Annotated in this window: 12 protein-coding genes and 2 pseudogenes; 4 read left to right on the top strand and 10 right to left on the bottom strand. The window is 40.4% G+C overall.

The window, feature by feature from the left end; all coding sequences use genetic code 11:
* Nucleotides 1-35: 35 nt before the first annotated feature.
* Together J8L86_RS05495 and J8L86_RS05490 are read right to left on the bottom strand one after the other, a co-directional pair.
* The gene (locus J8L86_RS05495; protein WP_211029232.1) at nt 36-1,241 is read right to left on the bottom strand and encodes a restriction endonuclease subunit S; all 1,206 of its coding nucleotides are present in this window, start codon (nt 1,239-1,241) and stop codon (nt 36-38) included.
* Entirely contained in the window at nt 1,238-2,824 is a 1,587-nt protein-coding gene (locus tag J8L86_RS05490) for a type I restriction-modification system subunit M (RefSeq protein WP_211029230.1), read from the bottom strand. The genes J8L86_RS05495 and J8L86_RS05490 overlap by 4 nt, the downstream gene beginning before the upstream one ends.
* 307 nt (nt 2,825-3,131) lie before the next feature.
* On the opposite strand from J8L86_RS05490, the gene J8L86_RS05485 reads away from it, so the two are divergent.
* The gene (locus J8L86_RS05485; RefSeq protein WP_211029228.1) at nt 3,132-4,046 is read left to right on the top strand and encodes a hypothetical protein; all 915 of its coding nucleotides are present in this window, start codon (nt 3,132-3,134) and stop codon (nt 4,044-4,046) included.
* 69 nt (nt 4,047-4,115) lie between these two features.
* Here the strand turns inward: J8L86_RS05485 and J8L86_RS05480 are convergent, their stop codons facing one another.
* Nucleotides 4,116-5,333, bottom strand: coding sequence for a site-specific integrase (locus J8L86_RS05480; protein ID WP_211029227.1), 1,218 nt, complete (start codon nt 5,331-5,333; stop codon nt 4,116-4,118).
* Between the two features lie 644 nt (nt 5,334-5,977).
* Here J8L86_RS05480 and J8L86_RS05475 point away from each other — a divergent pair.
* Complete coding sequence (locus J8L86_RS05475) at nt 5,978-9,175, top strand: hypothetical protein (protein ID WP_211029224.1); 3,198 nt, start codon at nt 5,978-5,980, stop codon at nt 9,173-9,175.
* Between the two features lie 201 nt (nt 9,176-9,376).
* On the opposite strand, the gene J8L86_RS05470 is transcribed toward J8L86_RS05475, so the two are convergent.
* Complete coding sequence (locus J8L86_RS05470) at nt 9,377-9,526, bottom strand: hypothetical protein (RefSeq protein WP_211029222.1); 150 nt, start codon at nt 9,524-9,526, stop codon at nt 9,377-9,379.
* A gap of 200 nt (nt 9,527-9,726) precedes the next feature.
* On the bottom strand, nt 9,727-10,149 hold the full coding sequence (locus J8L86_RS05465; protein ID WP_211029220.1) for an antitoxin Xre/MbcA/ParS toxin-binding domain-containing protein: 423 nt from the start codon (nt 10,147-10,149) through the stop codon (nt 9,727-9,729).
* Nucleotides 10,150-10,584: 435 nt separating this feature from the next.
* Between J8L86_RS05465 and J8L86_RS05460 the strand changes: the two genes are divergently transcribed.
* Together J8L86_RS05460 and J8L86_RS21095 are read left to right on the top strand one after the other, a co-directional pair.
* Nucleotides 10,585-11,442 carry a hypothetical protein gene (locus J8L86_RS05460; protein ID WP_211029218.1) on the top strand — a complete coding sequence of 286 codons (858 nt, stop codon included), beginning with the start codon at nt 10,585-10,587 and terminating at the stop codon, nt 11,440-11,442.
* A gap of 334 nt (nt 11,443-11,776) precedes the next feature.
* A pseudogene (locus J8L86_RS21095) lies at nt 11,777-11,914 on the top strand (AAA family ATPase); the annotation flags it as partial.
* A 46-nt stretch (nt 11,915-11,960) separates the two neighbouring features.
* On the opposite strand, the pseudogene J8L86_RS05455 reads toward J8L86_RS21095, so the two are convergent.
* From J8L86_RS05455 to J8L86_RS05435, 5 genes and pseudogenes are all read right to left on the bottom strand, one after another.
* Nucleotides 11,961-12,968 (bottom strand): annotated as a pseudogene (locus J8L86_RS05455) (integrase family protein); the annotation flags it as partial.
* A 298-nt stretch (nt 12,969-13,266) separates the two neighbouring features.
* Nucleotides 13,267-14,226, bottom strand: coding sequence for an HTH-type transcriptional regulator YidZ (gene yidZ, locus J8L86_RS05450; RefSeq protein WP_065109286.1), 960 nt, complete (start codon nt 14,224-14,226; stop codon nt 13,267-13,269).
* Nucleotides 14,201-15,385 (bottom strand): MdtL family multidrug efflux MFS transporter, encoded by a 1,185-nt coding sequence (locus J8L86_RS05445; protein WP_065109285.1) that lies wholly within the window; start codon nt 15,383-15,385, stop codon nt 14,201-14,203. The genes yidZ and J8L86_RS05445 overlap by 26 nt, the downstream gene beginning before the upstream one ends.
* Nucleotides 15,386-15,649: 264 nt before the next feature.
* Nucleotides 15,650-16,399 (bottom strand): PepSY domain-containing protein, encoded by a 750-nt coding sequence (locus J8L86_RS05440; protein ID WP_211029214.1) that lies wholly within the window; start codon nt 16,397-16,399, stop codon nt 15,650-15,652.
* Complete coding sequence (locus tag J8L86_RS05435) at nt 16,399-17,094, bottom strand: peptidase (RefSeq protein ID WP_247663236.1); 696 nt, start codon at nt 17,092-17,094, stop codon at nt 16,399-16,401. Before J8L86_RS05435 ends, J8L86_RS05440 begins: the two co-directional genes overlap by 1 nt.
* Nucleotides 17,095-17,358 lie beyond the last annotated feature (264 nt).

Raw genomic sequence — 17,358 nt, 5'->3', positions numbered from 1 at the left:
TTCACAGCACAAACACGTCCACCAACCTACCTGTCTTACACAAACATCTGCTGCAGTAAGCCTTTCTTAAACTGCTTGATCTGCTCTACCTGCTCAGCCACCCCGTCAATTTTGTTATCGATAGCTTGCAGGAACTGGGCGATTTTCTGTTGTTCTTTTAAGCTTGGTAAGTTGAGTTTTAACTCTTGAAGATTCTTAAAATATAAACGTGTACGTGTTCCACCTTGCTTTTGTTGAATAGCAAAGCGCTTAAAATCATTACCTTCATTAAGCTGAAGCTCTAAGTAATAGCTATCCATATCCACTGTTTTAAATACTGGGTACTCCTTGCTAACTGCACCTTTTTCCCACCAACGGTTCACATTGAATTTAAAGACCAAATCATCACTCATGTGTCGATAAGTAAAGTACCCTAATGGCACAACACCATAATCACCTTCATTAATAACAGAGCGTTCTTGAGGATAGAGTCCTGTTCTAGATGAAGTTAAAATTGGGATTTCGGTATCAGCTGAAACCAACTCTCTATATGGCTCTAAGTACTTTCCAATACGCTCAACTCGCCACTCAGGAAACGCCTTGTTGTCGTCATCTTTAAACCTCAGTTGCTGGCTAAACAGCTGCTGCATGATGCCCTTCTTGTACTCTTTGAGCAGGCGATGCTTTTCTGTTAGCTGCCTGATTTTGCTATCGACAGCGATGAGGAAATCAGCAATTTTTTGTTGTTCATCAGTTTGAGGAATACATAATCTGATATCAGAAAAGAATTCCTTGACGCTAACATTGAGCAAGCCATGATTTCGGGCTCCCTCCTGAGCTATTTTTGCTATTTCTGTGTTTAAACGCCCAGACTCAAAGTACTGCGCAAAGAAATCACAACTATTTTCATTTTTTGATCTAAAACATATGTACAGCGGTGACACAACACCGCTATCATAAAATGACAAAGGTTTAATGGCTCCCATCGGGTAACCTTTGGAATAGCTTTTGTTATACGCAAAATCACCTTTTTCCAAAAAGTAATAACCCGAAACATCTCGGGAAGAAACCGATTTAGTAAAATAATTCAACTGGCTGACCAATCCATTTTGTGCGGATATGGTCAATACATTCATATTATTATCAATATTTTTTTTGGTTATTCGTAAAAACTCATTTCCAAACTCAGTTTCATGCCAACTGGGGTAATCCAACCCCTTATCGTTTTTAAAGCGCACTTTAGGCACTAAGGAACTTCTCATCCTTTCACCTCAAACGGTGCACTGATGCCCAGCTCTTTACAGTAATTGGTAATAGATATATCAATATCAACCATGGCCTTATCATTGGCCACCAGCTGCTTAGCCACTAGCGATAGGTCAACAGGCTCTGCCTCTTCAAAAGTATCCACATAGCGTGGGATATTGAGGTTGTAATCATTGTCGCTAAGGTCTTGTTGAGTCGCCACATAGGCAAACTTATCTAGCTCCTTGTCTGTCATTTTCTCACGCTCAGTCACGGCGTTGATGATGCGCTCAAGGTCACTGTCACGCATCACATTATTATTAGTGCCTTTCTCATAGTGGGCGCTGGCATCGATAAACAGGATGTTATCATCGGCTTTGCGGTGCTTTTTGAGCACTAATATACAGGTCGCAATAGGGGTACCAAAGAAGATATTGGCAGGCAAGCCAATCACCATATCGAGATAGTTTTTCTCCTTGATTAAATGCCGGCGAATATGGCCTTCGGCTGCACCACGGAACAACACGCCATGAGGCAGTACCACCGCCATGGTGCCGTTATCATTAAGCTGGTGAATCATATGCTGCACAAAGGCAAAGTCAGCCTTACCTTTTGGCGCTAGCTTACCGTAATCGGCAAAACGGTCGTTATTGAGATGTAGTGGGCTTGCAGACCATGCAGCAGAGAATGGCGGATTAGCAACTACCGCATCGAAGCGCTCTTCAAAATGCATTGGTGTTTCTAAGGTGTCATCGTTTTGAATATCAAAGCGGTTGTAATGCACATCATGCATGATCATGTTCATGCGCGCTAAGTTAAAGGTGCTAGGGTTCTGCTCTTGGCCATAAAACTTAAGGTCTGGGTTGTTAGCCTCTTTCGCTACACGCAGCAGCAATGAACCCGAACCACAGGTTGGATCATAAACACTTTTAAGGTTAGGTGTATCAAGCGTGACCAACTTAGCCAGCAGTTTAGACACCATCTGCGGGGTATAGAACTCACCCGCCTTTTTACCTGCTCCACTGGCAAACATACCGATAAGGTACTCGTAAGCATCACCTAGTACGTCTATTTCACTATTCTCTAAGTGAAATTCGATGTTATCGAGATGAATTAGCACTTGAGCAATCAGCTTGTTGCGAGCTTCTGGGGTTTTACCTAGCTTGTTTGAGGTAAGGTCTAACTCATCAAACAGACCTGTAAAGTCATCAGCACTTTCTGCGCCCATAGTGCTTTGCTCAATATGGTTAAGCACATTAGTGACATCATCAAGGATGAACTTGTCATTTTCTCCATGCTCAGCAATCAGGTGAAATAACTCAGAAGGCTTAAAGAAGTAGCCTAGGTTATCCAGTGTTTCATCTTTAACCGCTGCTAAGATCTCTTGGCCGTCTGCGGTGCTTTCGTCAATATCAGCAAACTTTATACCGTCTTCACTCAGTAAAGCATCTGCATAACGATTGAGCTTGTCTGATAAATACTTGTAGAAGATAAGCCCTAGAATGTAATCACGAAAATCATCGGCAGACATATTGCCACGTAGGGTATTTGCGATATTCCAAAGCTGCTTTTTAAGCTCTTGTTGATGCTGTTCGACCATGTTTATTCTTTAATCCGTTCGCTTGCATGAAGTACACCACTAAAAATAGGGGTGTTGTCACTCAAAAATTGTATCGATTATACACATTAATGCATCCAACCTATCTTTGTTAGATCAAAAACAATAAACATTCTCGTATCTATTGGTATTGTAAGGTATTACATAGTTCTATGAGCTGTAATACCTATGCGAAAAATGACTATTTATAAATGGCACTTTGCTATTACGAGATGGTGAATTCAAGACTGTGGCTTCTAGACTTTAACTTAGCGCAGTGACCATCACGCAGTGACAAACAAGGGTTAAGATGAACATTGAATTAATACCGACAGTAACATCACTACTGCAGCAAGATGCGATCACTGTCAGTGGCGATAGACAGCTGATTGAGAAGCTATCAGAACATATGGAGATGATGCTGCGCTTACCTAGTTTTGCTAATCGCTCAGCCTCTAGGTCTCGCTTTTTTCCTAAGGAGCATAAAAACCCTATAAGGCATAAGCTAATTGGGAGTATTGACAGGCCACTCACCAAGCAGGTGATCTATAGCATCAAATTATCAGCTGAACACATTGAACTATTAGCCCATATTCATAGTGAACATGATGTTGTAGAGAAAGCTGTTTTCAGCAAGACACTATCAAACATTAAAGACCCTGACTTTGAACTATACGAGCTGTATTCTGCGCTTGATAGATCACCAGTCTTCACTATCTGCCAACAGTGCAAACAGCTGGTGGCCTCAGAGCTATGCAGTGATGGGATTTGTAACGGTATCAAAGATGGTAATCACGGTTTGATTGCTCACAACAGTGATGCCCACCAGCACTGTGAGGCTACTTATAAGCAGGTATTTGATACTAGCCTTGTTGATCGACTCTCAAATGGTTATTGCTACGATGGCAATGTCGGGGTTTACAAAGACGTTGAAGCGGGAGAAGTTAAGTTCTATATCTCAGTGACAGACTGGCCACACCCTCACGAACCAGTACCCAGCTACCTAGTCCTTGCCACACTTCCACTTACCGCTAGCGTTAAAGAGGTGAAAAGCCTCAAGTTAAAACTAGAAGCAGAACAGGAATATCCTGCTCCCTGCTTTCACTGCAAGGAGCAGATCGATAATGCAGGAGATGGAATGGACTTAGATTCATTCGTTGACTTCAAGACAGAGGCTAAACTCTGCTACGGCTGCGCCTCTATTCATTATGGTGTGGTTTATTAATTACTCTCTGAAGATATTAGGTAGTGAGCAATCCTCCCTTTGCTCAATCCACAGTTTTTCACTGATAGTCTAAGCTCTATGAAGCAGCACAACATTATCAACTGGGTTAACGTGTTGCTCTAACCACTCACACCACATATTAAGTGCTGCAAGCTTCTCTGGAAGGTACTGACTTCGGTTGTAGATAGCCATAACCCCACCGAGTGAGTGGCCTAATAGCTGCTCGACAACATAAGGTGCAACACCTAAATCATTTAGCTTGGTAGTGAAGGTTCTTCGCAGATCGTGCAGTGACCATGACTCTTTGTGCTTTAAGCGCTTATGTATTAAGCAGCCACTGCCACTAACCGTTTCACAGCTTTTCAACTCACCCAGTAGGTATCCTGTCTGCCCATGTCTTTTATAGAGGAACTCTATGATCGGTTTTACTTTGGCTGGTATAGGGCGAATAATGATGGTATCGGTCTTACTGTGCGCTTTAGGTACTGTCCACAAGCCTGTTTCTAAGTCCCACTCATCAAATGTAGATAGTCTAAGCTCTTGAGTTCGAGCACCAAACACAATAAGCAGCTGACATAGGTAACGGAGGTAGAAACTCCCTTCACGTTTTTGTATTGAGTTCATTAAGTCATATAGCTCAACATCACTAAGAACTCTATCTTTCTTACGCTGCTTTTTACCAACATCAGATGCAATGAGGTCATCAAGCTCACGGCTTATTGCATAGCGTCTTACTCGGCAATACTTCAATGCCTGCTTACAGTTTTGCAGTATCTGCCCTGCCGCTACTGGCGCAGGTTTCTGTTTCTTACTTTTTATACCTTTCCGTATGTGGTCAAAACACTCAATCCAATGTCGTGTCTCAGTTTGCTCTACAGGAAAGTGGCCAATATAGGGATAGATATGCTTATGAAATTGAGCCTCTGTTCTAGGCGCGTTAACACGATGCTCTATGGCATAATTTTCAATCCAATAATCTAGGGCTTGCTTCACGGTTACGGGTGCTAATGATTTCTCTCTGCCCATACTGCGCTTTACTTTAGGATCGTGCCCCTGTGCTAACCAAGTACGGCACTCCTCAGCCATATCCCTTGCCTGCCTGAGTGATACATCTGGGTAGCTTCCTAGATCCATGCGTCTATTCTTGCCGCTAACCTTATAGCGATATTGAAAGCGTATCTTGCCTTGCATTGATACCCGAATGCCTAATCCCCTGCCATCAGCTTGCTCTATGGCTTTAGGTTGAGACTTACCGTTCATTGCTCTAAGCGATGTTTCGTACAACATAGTTCTGGCTCATTTTGGCTGGGAATACGGCCAATTCCATGTACCCCCATATGTACCCCCATGTAACCATAGGAGCCAATATCAGCCAATACCAATGAGGACACTAAAAACCTCTTAGCTGTTGATAACTAAGAAAAACTCATAACAAACAGAGACCTACTAAAACCAATAAAAACACCTAAATGCGATATACGGCATGAACTAAGAAGCGATTCTTAAGTTTGTTGTATTTAAAAAGGCTAATCAGTAATGATTAGCCTTTTTTGTTATTAACTCTTTTACATCAGCAGGTTAAATTAGGTCCAAGTAACCATTCAAACATCCTTATTTTTGGCCGTTTTATACATAGCTACAATCTCGTTCATTCAAAGCGTAAATCGCCTCTCGATCACTCATCCAACTAGTTAGTAACTTGTTTTAACAACTTTATTAATTTGTTACAATTACTTTGCTAATTAACTGATTTATTTACAAAACAACTTTAGCGATCACTTAATTAACGTTTAAATCTTTTTTAGGCAGCGCACACTATTCTGCCAATAATATTTGTTACGACATAACAATAAACAATAAGGCACTCAGTGCCAAATAATTAGCTAGAGCTAAGGCGCTCGGCGACATTATCACCACAATTAAGGAATGTTATGAAACATTGGATTGGAGCAGCAAGCTTATCGATATTCTTATCAGCTTGTGGCGGGAGCAGCGACAGTACCCCCGACATAGATGAAACACCAATAGATAAAGAACCTGTATCAGCAGTATTTGTAAATAGTTTCGCAGTAACCAGCAGTAATAGTTGTGATGCAGCAGGAACCCAGATTAATTTAGGTTTCGATATTAACGGCAACGCTAACCTTGATGATGATGAAATAACCTCAACAGAATATATTTGTAACGGCTCAGATGGCCTAACAGCTCTTTTAGAAACTGAAACCCTAGATATAGGATCTGCATGTGCTAATGGTGGTATCGCCATATATACCGGATTAGACGCTGATGCCGATGGCATACTAGCAAATAATGAGCGAACTCAAACCCGATATATATGTAGTGGTAAGAATGGTACTGATGGCAACGACGGAGCTGATGGCAACGACGGTGCCGATGGCAACGACGGTGCCGATGGCAACGACGGTGCCGATGGCAACGACGGTGCTGATGGCGAAGACGGTGCTGATGGCAACGACGGAGCTGATGGCAACGACGGAGCCGATGGCAACGACGGAGCCGATGGCAACGACGGAGCTGATGGTTCAAATGGTTTTAACAGCTTAATCAATGTCACTATAGAACCTGCAGGAAGCCAATGCCCCGCTGGCGGCCAAAAACTTGATATGGGATTAGATACCAATAATGACTTATCTTTAAGCGCTGGTGAAATTACATTAACAACTTATATTTGTCACGGCGTTGATGGTTCTGATGGCTCTGATGGCTCTGATGGCTCTGATGGCTCTGATGGCTCTGATGGTTTTGATAGTTTAATTGATATTACAACTGAGCCTGTTGGAGCAAACTGTACTGCTGGCGGCATGCGTATCGATACGGGTCTTGATACCAACCAAAGTGGCGTTCTAGACAGTGGGGAAATTACTGCAACAGAGTTTATCTGTAACAGTATCGATGGCTCAGACGGTTTCGATAGTTTAATCAAAATTACGACTGAAGCTGCTGGGGCAAACTGTGTCGCAGGAGGAAAACGTATTGATAGTGGTTTAGATACAAACCGAAGTGGTGTACTCGATAATAACGAAATATCAGTGACTGAATACGTTTGTAACGGCGAAGATTTTGATTCCGGTAACGATGATTACGACGCTCCTACAGCAACCATAACCTTCCCAATAAATAATAGTTTAACGACTGAAAGCAGTTATATCATTCGTGGAACGAGTACTGATGTAAGTAACATTGACTCAGTGAAAGTTAATGGCGTAGATGCCAGCAGCGATGATGATTATGCAACTTGGACTGCAAGTATTCCATTAAGCCACCTAGACAATACCATCACTGTAGCTGTTGAGGATGAATGGGGGAACGAAAATAACAGCGCAGCTTCAATCAACTTAAAAAATGTTGGTCCAATAATTAGTTATGTCAATGACATGAAAGTGGAAGACAGCGGTGATGAAATCTTCTTAGTTGATTCATCTAATGACACTGTTTATGTCGTTTCAAAAACTGATGGTTCGGTCAAAATCATCGCTGATGATAATCTTGGTGAAGACTTTATTGAGTTTACTGTGCCACAAGCTTTAGTGATTGATAGAGCGCGAGATCGATTATTAATATCTGACACTCTTGAAAATCATATCGTGGCAGTAAGTTTAACGACAGGGGCAAAAACAATATTTTCAAATGATGTCATTCCAAATACAGACTACCCTGTGAGTGATAATAGCATTATTGAAATGGCGATAGATGCGGACAATAATCGTCTGTTTGCATTGCAGTATGACAGTTCTGGCAATGATGACCGAATTTTAAGTATCGACTTGTCCACTGGCGCACGTACTTTATTTTCAGGTCAAGGTGTGCCTGATAATGATAATATTTTCGCCAGACCTTATGCAATGACAATCGATCACGATAATAACAAACTGTGGATCATGGATTTATATTCAGGTTTGTTTTCTGTATCAATGACAGATGGCACCCGCGCTGATGACTTGTATACTTATAATTTTACTTCCTCAGGAGCAATCACTTACGACCCAACCAATGATCGAATACTTTCCAGTAAAGGCAGAGTATCAGTGACCACCATTGATGTCGTATCAAGTGCGTTTGCGACACTATCTGATGACTCTACACCTGACGGTGAACTCACGCTCAAAGAAATCAGTTCTATTCGATGGGATGATGACAAGCAAGTCGCCTATACATGGGATGATGATCGAGAGATTATCACTCAAATTAATGGCACTGACGGTAGTCGTAGTCCTTTAACACACGGTTATACTGGCGATACCGATATTGTTTTTAGTTCGATCACTAAAATGGTTGAAAGTGCCGACGGCAGTACGCTTTATGTAACAGATGACAGTCATGAGGAAATATTTAAAGTTGATATTGCGACCGGTACTAAATCATTATTAACTAGCTCAACCTACCCTGATGCTAATAATCCAATTATTGAAGTCCATTTTGCAGTTTTGGACGAAAATAATAACCGCTTGTTAGTGATGGGAGATGAATTCAAACTCACCGCTGTAGATATCACCACAGGAATAAGAACACTAATTGATGCAAATGTGGGCAGCACTATAGGTGAAGATGTTTATGCTGCAGGATTAGAGTTTGATGCAGTCAATAACCGCTTATTTATTCTGGATGATGACGAATCCCACGTTTATCAATATGAACTTAATACTAATACGATTTCAATATTCATGCAGCATGATGACAATGGTTTTGAATATCCATTTGATTCAACTCTTGATACCGTCAATGATGCATTAATCATCGCTGATGAAAACCGTATTTTAATCAAACCGCTGGATGGTTCTGCTTTTACTGTTCTTTCAGATAACGCAGGTATACCGAACGCTGATAATCCAACAGATTATGACATTCATGCGATGACGTTTGACAGTGAAAACAATAGAATTCTCGTTGTAGATGCAGACCAACAATTATTTTCTATTGATCGCACTAGCGGTGTACGTAGCCTTTTAGGGGACCTAGATTATTTTAATAAAGGTGATTTGAACAAAGGCGTCGCAATGAGAGACATGATTAAAACTTCGTCAGGACAAATACTACTCTTTGACTATGACTCGAAATCTATCTTGTCATTAGATATCGAGTCACTAGATCACGTTATTGTAGCAAGGTAATGTAGCAAGGTAATAACGGCTAGATTTCAATCTAATTAACAACTAAAAACCGTAAAGCATAAGCATTACGGTTTTTTATTTTATGGTTTTCATTTCATTCGCACTCTATACCGCTTCTTCACAAGATTCTCAATCACCCAATACAAACCTGTTAACGATAAAATCAGCATCATCAAGCCAAATAACCAACTAAAGGGATTATTAAAACTGCCTTGGTGCAAGTAGTTCACCCGCTCTCATTAATTCAGTAAGGGCTGGAATACAGGCTTTTAAGATGGCAACGGTTTCAAATTCACTCTTCGGTGGTAATAAGGATAAATGGTTATGTGCTTGGGTCGCTTGCCATTCCATGTTTAAAAACCTTCTTTTATCGACATATATAGATATTTCTGTGAGCTGCTGTCGATTCAATCGACATGTAAAGTAAACATTTTTATGAAATCTAATTTAATCGACATATATTGCAATCAAAAGGTGATTATGTTGATAGCATCAACTAAGCGCTTACGTCACTAATGATAATAATGCATCATAGTTTGAGGATAGTTTCTTTACGCAGTCATCCCATGAGATAACTTAACGAGTGAGTTTTTCACGCTCTTAATGCCTTCGATACTAGACAGGAATGTAAGAGGCGGTTCATTTTCAAGTGAGATGCTGGGGGTATTTAACCATTCCAAAGCTATATTTATATCACCGTAATATTGCTCTGCTTGAGCTAATACCTCAATAATCATTAGCATCCTCTCGCTTTCAAGAAGCGTAAGCCTATCATTTTCTCTAGAATACTGACTACCATAAACACCCCCAATAAGTGAGATGAAGTGTTTTTTCTTCATTCCCATTAATTTGGCTGCACAATCAAGCATAGATACTGGTAGACCTAATTTAAGGAAGTTAATACTGTCTAATGTTGATGCCTGAGTAAAGTCAAAGTCTTTACCACCAAGCATAGAGTAAGAATTTTGATACATACTATATCCTACATAATATTATCTATTTAAACCCTAAGTTGTCTGTATGCCAGTATACAACCACAAAAAAACACCTTTCTGTATTACTCGGCAATATTCTAAATAAAACATACTGGCACGTTTTGAGTGCAATACCTTTTTAAGTTTGAAGGGTAAAGATCATCCATGTATATCCCTAAGCTTATTGTCACTTTATGCCCTAAAAATTCATAAAAGTTGTAATAAATTGCTAGTTTCAGTTCACATCCTTGAATCTTTAACCTAATTGTTCGAAGCAATAAAACAATTAATCACAATAAGATCATAAAGATACAATAAGTTACTTTTTATTTTTTTGACATAGCTAACATCTTAAAGCACTCATTGGGACTTACAGTAACAGGGCATTTGAGAAAATGAGATACATTTTTATAGCCACACTCAAGGATGGATAAGATGAAATCTGACTTTAACCCGACAATAAGATCGCTGATTCAACAAAAGGCGATACGATTTATTGGCGATAACGAGCGACTTAAACATTTTTTAAAAGAATACTTTGATAACGTTTCGAGGGGTAACTGTAAACCTTCATTTGAAGTATCTGACACTCCAATACCTATAGGCTGGGATTACGGCGAAACATATAACCTCACTGATTATATCAATCTACCACTAACAAAAACGTTGCTTTACACCATCGAATTGCAAGCTAATTTGTTTACCATAACAGCACATATTCATTCTACTGATGGTATCAATCATCAACTAATTTACGCCAAAAAGAATCCAAACTTAAACTATATACGCCCTACTTATCATGCAATATATCGTCACCTTGATAACTCTAATGCCTTCTTTATTTGTCAGCGCTGTAATAAGCTGGTGGCCACTTCTGAACGCGCTGTTGATGGCCAGTCCGTTTGTATTGATAACCACTGCAATACGACCTATAAGCAGGATTTTGATGCGACATGTGTCGATAGAATAAGCAACACTGGTAATATTGTTAATGTGTATAAAGACGAGGATAAGATTAAGTTTTATGTCGCATCAACTTATTGGGGTAGCCCATATCAATCGTGCCGCTTTGACCGTGTAATAAAAACCTTACCGCTAGGCACCACGTTGGATGAAGTAAGGGCATGGAGAAAGAAGCTTGAAAAAAGGCAACCCTACCCAGCCCCATGTTTTCATTGTGGTAGAGTGATTATGGAAGGTGAAGGTGAAAACTTAAGTGATTTTGTTAAGCATAAAACAAAAAGCAAAGTATGCCATGGCTGTATGTCTAAGCACTATCGGGTCGTGTTTTAAATTTTCTTATTGATAACTAAAGGTATTCGAAAGGCCATAATATTAAAAAATTTATGGCCACCAGCAATTTTAATCGATGAAGATGATGGGCTTACCAGTAGCATGTACTCCACACCATCGCAATCAATCTTATCGCACAAATTCCCTTATCTTCGACGGTTACCTAGCGCTGCCAGCTCAATCACCACTTAGAGCTTTAATTGCTTTGTAAGCGACTAACTGTAATACCCTTATAAGTCATAAATTATATATTCATTTAAACCCATACCTAACAACACACTTTAATGCGCATAAAAGTGTAATTGCCTATACAGTTTTATGCAGGGAATAAGTCATGCGAAGGTTATTGCTCAATAAATTATTGAAGTGGAAAGATAAAGATAAGCGTAAGCCACTGTTAATTGACGGCGCTCGTCAGACAGGTAAGACTTATTTACTGCAAACCTTGTTAGGCAGTACATTTGCTCGACTACATACGGGGCTACCCCTAAGTCGTTTAGTTTGGTGGTAAAAGTTCGTCGTAAGTCATGCAGTGACCATGGTTCTTTATGCTTTAAACGTTTGTAAATCAAACAACCTGAGCCGCTTACTGTTTCAGATGATTTTAGCTCGCCAAGCAAATAGCCGGTATGCCCGTGGCGCTTATAAAGAAACTCAATAATTGCTTTAGCTTTGGCAGGGATAGGTCGAATAATCAGTTTATCTGTCTTACTATGCGCTTTAGGTACCGTCCACACATCACGCTCTAAATCCCATTCATCAAAAGTGGACAGTCTTAACTCTTGAGTGCGAGCACCAAATATAAGCAGTAACTTACACAAATAACGAAGGTAAAAAGTGCCCTCACGATTTTCAATAGAGCGGAGTAAATCGTATACCTCAACATCGGTAAGGACTCTATCTTTTGGCTTTTGCTTTTTACCTACATCCGATGCGATTAAATCATCAAGCTCACGACTAATGGCGTAACGCCTTACACGACAAAACCTTAACGCTTGTTTAGTACTTTGAAGTATTTGACCTGCAGCGACTGGTGCAGGCCTTTTTTTACCTTTAATGCCACGCCTAATGCGGTCAAAGCATTCAATCCAATGTCTTGTTTCTGTTTGTTCTAAAGGGAAGTGACCAATATAGGGGTAGATATGCCTTTGATACTGAACAATGATTTTATCAATGTTGACACGATTCTCTCTGCCGTAATTATCAATCCAGTATTCAAGCGCTTGCTGAACAGTCACTGGGGCTAAGGTTTTTTCTCGGCTCATACTGCGCTTAAGCTTAGGATCATAACCTTCAGCTAACCATGAGCGACATTGCTCAGATAAATCTCTTGCCTGCCTTAGTGATATTTCAGGATAACCACCTAAATCCATCCGTCTATTTTTACGATTGATTTTATAGCGAAACTGAAAGCTCAACTTCCCCAACCTAGATACTCGCACGCCTAAACCTTTACCATCGGTAAGCTCAGTAACTTCAGATTGTGGCTTGCCATTCAAGGCGCGTAATGTGGTTTCATAAAGCATGGGTTTGGCTCATTTTCACGGGTAAATAGCTCAATTCCATGTACCCCCATATGTACCCCCATATGTACCCCCATGTAACCATAGGAACCCATACCTGCCAATACCAATGAAGACAGAAGAATAGCGTTAACCATTGATATATAAGTATTTATAATGACAAAATAAGACGAACTAAAACCACTGAAAACAGCTAGAAAGCAATTTACGGCATGAACTAAGAAGCGATTCTTAAGCTGTTGTATTAAGAAGGGTTAACCAGAAATGGTTAGCCCTTTTTTGTTTTTATCGATTTTTAACTTTATCTAGCAACTTTCATTAACTCTCTGAGCGTGTCTTTTAGCCAAATCAGTTTAGGGTTGTAGGCATTGCGCTTATGCCAAATCATCGTAAATGGAATAACAAGTTGATCAAGCCACTCTTGAGCTAGAGGGATAGGCAAAGAAACAAGGTTGGGATGTAATTGCTCAATATATTTCTCGCAATATTGTGGCGCTGTGGTGAGCAATTGATGTTCTGGTTGCGCTGCCATATAAAGAGCTTGCTCAAAGCTTGATAGGGTTAAGCCAATAGTGCGAGTCTGACCCATTTCGATTAATACCTCATCGAGCGCCCATTTATCACTCTTCTCCCACACGATATTGATATGTGAATATTTTAGGAATGTTTCTAGGCTCCAATCTTCTTTAAGCGCAGGATGATCATTGCGTAAAAATACTTTGGGATGGTCGTGAAATAACACTTCAAAATCAATTGAGTATGGCAGTAAGTTTAACGACTCTTTTGACCTTGGGTGAGTCTCTCGCCCAGTAAACGCAATATCCGCCTCGCCACTGACTAATGCTTCAAATGAATCATAATCCCAATTATTTGTTTTGACTGTGGCATTTGGATAATGCTGATGAACCTTAATAAGCAGTTGATTAAGAAATGTTAATAACAGTGGCGACTCAACATGTAAATCAAAGCGAACGTTACTTGATGTGGCTTCATTTCGTTTTCCTAATAATTGGCTACTCATTTGTAGCCAATCAGTGAGTTCTTGCTCCATGCTTTCTACCAGCGGTGTCGGCACAAGACCTGAAGGCGTTTTCACAAACAATGCATCATCAAACCAATATCTAAGCTTATTCAGCGACTTACTCACCGTTGACGGGGTGACATTGAGCTTTTTGGCTGCCATCGAAACACTGCGCTCTTGCACTAACAGCTGCAAGGTAAACAATAAGTTTAAATCAAGACGAGACAGAGCTTTTTTCATTATGAGTTGCTGTTGTATTGGCTTTTTCTAATAATAATAGAAACATACTAATGCTACTACCGAGTATTAAAATAAAGATAAGAATGTTCAACGCACTCACGTTTAGCATGCCCATTAACCAAATGTATGCCGCCGAGAAAGTCACGTGACTAACACAAAGTAGTGAACTAGCAACGGCTGCTCGCTTGCTAAATGGCGCTAAAGCTTGGCTCATTGTCACGCCAAAGCCTAAAGAGAAAGCGATACATAGCATGGCAAACGAAGCAATATAATAGCTTGCTTCAAGATTTAATTGGTAACAGCACACCAACCCTAATGCAGACCCTAAGAGTAACAACTGCCCAAAAACCATTAAGGTTTTTTGCTTAAAATAGTTCAATGCTAATGGTGTGACGAACGATGCGACCATACTCGTAAGCGCAGTAAATGCCATAATGGAGGCGTATGTTTCTCGGTCACATTCAAGCATGCCCATAATCACCATAGGCGAGACGTTAACATAGCTAAGGATGATGGTGATCCCTAACGATGTAATCAGTAAGCGCTTAATAAAATAGCCATTGAGAAAACTTTCAGAAGTATTTCCCTGCGCTGTCGATACACTGGATTTATCAAGCGTCTCTCGCAGCACAAAAGTTGCCATGATTAATACAATCAAGCCAATTGCTGCCATCACAGTAAATAAGGTGCGCCAAGGTGAGTAAATCATGATCATATGCCCCACGACCGGCGCAATCACCGGAATAATGCAGATAATGCCGTTGAGCATAGATAGCACTTTTGCTCTTACATCATCATTAAGTGCATCGCGTAAGATAGCAAACGCGGCGACATAGCAAGCTCCAGCTCCCACACCTTGAAAGAAGCGAGCCACTAAAAATGCATTTATTTGCTCTGTATTACCCGCTAACAAAGACGCAATGATAAATATCAAGCCGCCAACCATAGCCACAGGTTTTCGGCCAATTTGATCCGCGATTTTACCTGCAACAAGCATGGTGCTAGCCATACCGCCTAAATAAATTGAAAATGCAGTATGAAGTTGTGATTCAGTAGCACTCAGATCGGCAGCGATTTGAGGCAAACCGACAAGATAAAGGTCGATAGCCGTTGGATATAACAATACAAAACTGAAACTACAGAGTAAAAAGCGAAACATAAAACCTCCAGATGAACAAAGCGGCATGAGTTTATGTCGCAATACGTAAAGTGGCGAGTGAACTCGGCGACAACAGGTATGTCGTAAATGGACAATGCCTTGTCGGTAAATTCAACTACTCTTTACTATGGAGCTTAATCATTTACTTATTAGATAGTTAACTCTATAACAGTATTATAGAGAATGATGAGATAGCCACGTTGCGGTCTCGGAAAATCAATTCTGCATACCAAGAATGCATGCAAATAATGCATTCAGAGAAAGCTAACCCGACTTAACCCTGACTCGATATCGTTTCATCAATAGGTTTTCAATCACCCAGTACAGACCTGTTAGCGATAGAATGAGCATCACCAAACCAAAAAACCAACTAAAGGGATTATTAAAACTGCCTTGATGTAAGTAATCCATAAAGTGCAGCTTGAACATCAAATCAGCTAAATCAGTGCGGTCATTTTTATGGCCAACCAATCGACCATTAACGCCATTAATGTAAATTCGGGTATTCAAGTCATCATTAATGCTGACTTGCCACAATGGATTACATTCTTTGGGCCACTCATCAAAAGGCGCGCTCAATTTTTGCGTTTGGATAACCTCACCATTACCTGTGTAGGTTTGCTTAGCTAACTGCTCAGCAAGATGGCCATCAATCATCACTTCCTCGCCGCTCAGAGCATCAATGAGCGTTTGTTGCTGGCAGTCATGTTGGTAGCGCTGTACTTGCTCATCTAACAGATATACGGGGCGTTGATTCAATGAAATGAGGCTGACTTGCTCTACTGGTTTTACTCTTGCCAATATTGAGGCTAACGGCAAGAGTTCGTTAACGCTAAATGACTGCTTCTCTAATTGTGGTGGCGTTTTAAAGTACAACTTACCCTTAAGTGATTCATGGGGCGTGATGTTGAAATAAATACCTGTACCCAACCAAATGAGCAACTGCACACCGACGATCACCCCTAACCAATAATGACCGACTCGTAGCCAATGTCTGAGACTTTTCACCTTCATTAGCAATACCTCTTTCGGCGTTGCCAAAGTAAAACAAACCCTGCAAAAACGGCGATAAACGAGCCTATTGCACTGTAAAACAATAATGCATTATCAATCGCTTCCCCTTCGTCATAATCCATAATGTGCCATTTCCAAAACAGGTCAAACCAACGCCAATATTCATGACGTTTTGTCACCACATCGCCTGTCTGTGCTGATATATACAATGTCGTTTTGGCCATATCATCAAACACCACCTGCCAAACAGGCAAATGCCTTGAAGCTAGCTCAGCTGGAGCTTGCTCTACTAATAACTTAGCCGCAGCAATGCTGGCTGAAGGTGAAATAGCGTTATTATGCTGAAAAGACTGAGCTATCTTTGTTGCCTGCTCATGGGTTATTGCATCGAGTTGCATACCCGATTGGGCACTTATTAATAGTGTTCTTTCAGGTAGAGTGACGTGATAAACAGCTTGCTGAAGCAGTGATTTTACTGTGATTTTTTTAGCCTCAGGGAAATCTTGGTAAAGCTTGGAAATAGGATACGACACTGAAGATGCGTCAATTTTAGCGGTTTTTTCAACGGTAATATGATCGCTGCGGATAAAACCAATATCCATCAATACAAAGTAACTGCCCGTAAAGCCCCAAATCACAATAGGGATAGCCAAAATTAACATTAACCAGCGATGTATAAATTGAGCCGAAGTCATTTTGTTAACGATGTTTCGAGACGTTTTTTTATGATTCAAAATAACAATTTGCCTGTATTTTACTGTGATGTTTATATTGGTCGTAAACGCTAGCTATATTTTATATTGGCACTGATATTAGCAAAAACTAACTTACCGTAAAAATTCCCCCATCGCAGCATTTAAATCATTCCGCATTAACAGAAAAACCATATCATTCGCCCTATACCCGATACAGTTGAGTTAACTATCAGTCAGCAAATATGGTTAAATGTGCACTATAAA

It is taken from the genome of Shewanella sp. MMG014, from assembly GCF_018100775.1.
In the GTDB taxonomy this organism is placed as follows: Bacteria; Pseudomonadota; Gammaproteobacteria; order Enterobacterales; family Shewanellaceae; genus Shewanella; species Shewanella japonica.
Note: the sequence above shows the minus strand (reverse complement) of the source record. Positions and strands in the feature narration are given on the sequence as shown.

Excerpts from the sequence above, each read along its gene's own strand:
- J8L86_RS05490 (WP_211029230.1), bottom strand. The coding sequence starts at position 2,824 with ATGGTCGAACAGCATCAACAAGAGCTTAAAAAGCAGCTTTGGAATATC.
- J8L86_RS05435 (WP_247663236.1), bottom strand. The coding sequence starts at position 17,094 with ATGACTTCGGCTCAATTTATACATCGCTGGTTAATGTTAATTTTGGCT.
- J8L86_RS05465 (WP_211029220.1), bottom strand. The coding sequence starts at position 10,149 with ATGTATCAAAATTCTTACTCTATGCTTGGTGGTAAAGACTTTGACTTT.
- J8L86_RS05475 (WP_211029224.1), top strand. The coding sequence starts at position 5,978 with ATGAAACATTGGATTGGAGCAGCAAGCTTATCGATATTCTTATCAGCT.
- J8L86_RS05470 (WP_211029222.1), bottom strand. The coding sequence starts at position 9,526 with ATGGAATGGCAAGCGACCCAAGCACATAACCATTTATCCTTATTACCA.
- J8L86_RS05485 (WP_211029228.1), top strand. The coding sequence starts at position 3,132 with ATGAACATTGAATTAATACCGACAGTAACATCACTACTGCAGCAAGAT.
- J8L86_RS05495 (WP_211029232.1), bottom strand. The coding sequence starts at position 1,241 with ATGAGAAGTTCCTTAGTGCCTAAAGTGCGCTTTAAAAACGATAAGGGG.
- J8L86_RS05440 (WP_211029214.1), bottom strand. The coding sequence starts at position 16,399 with ATGAAGGTGAAAAGTCTCAGACATTGGCTACGAGTCGGTCATTATTGG.
- J8L86_RS05480 (WP_211029227.1), bottom strand. The coding sequence starts at position 5,333 with ATGTTGTACGAAACATCGCTTAGAGCAATGAACGGTAAGTCTCAACCT.
- J8L86_RS05445 (WP_065109285.1), bottom strand. The coding sequence starts at position 15,385 with ATGTTTCGCTTTTTACTCTGTAGTTTCAGTTTTGTATTGTTATATCCA.
- yidZ (WP_065109286.1), bottom strand. The coding sequence starts at position 14,226 with ATGAAAAAAGCTCTGTCTCGTCTTGATTTAAACTTATTGTTTACCTTG.
- J8L86_RS05460 (WP_211029218.1), top strand. The coding sequence starts at position 10,585 with ATGAAATCTGACTTTAACCCGACAATAAGATCGCTGATTCAACAAAAG.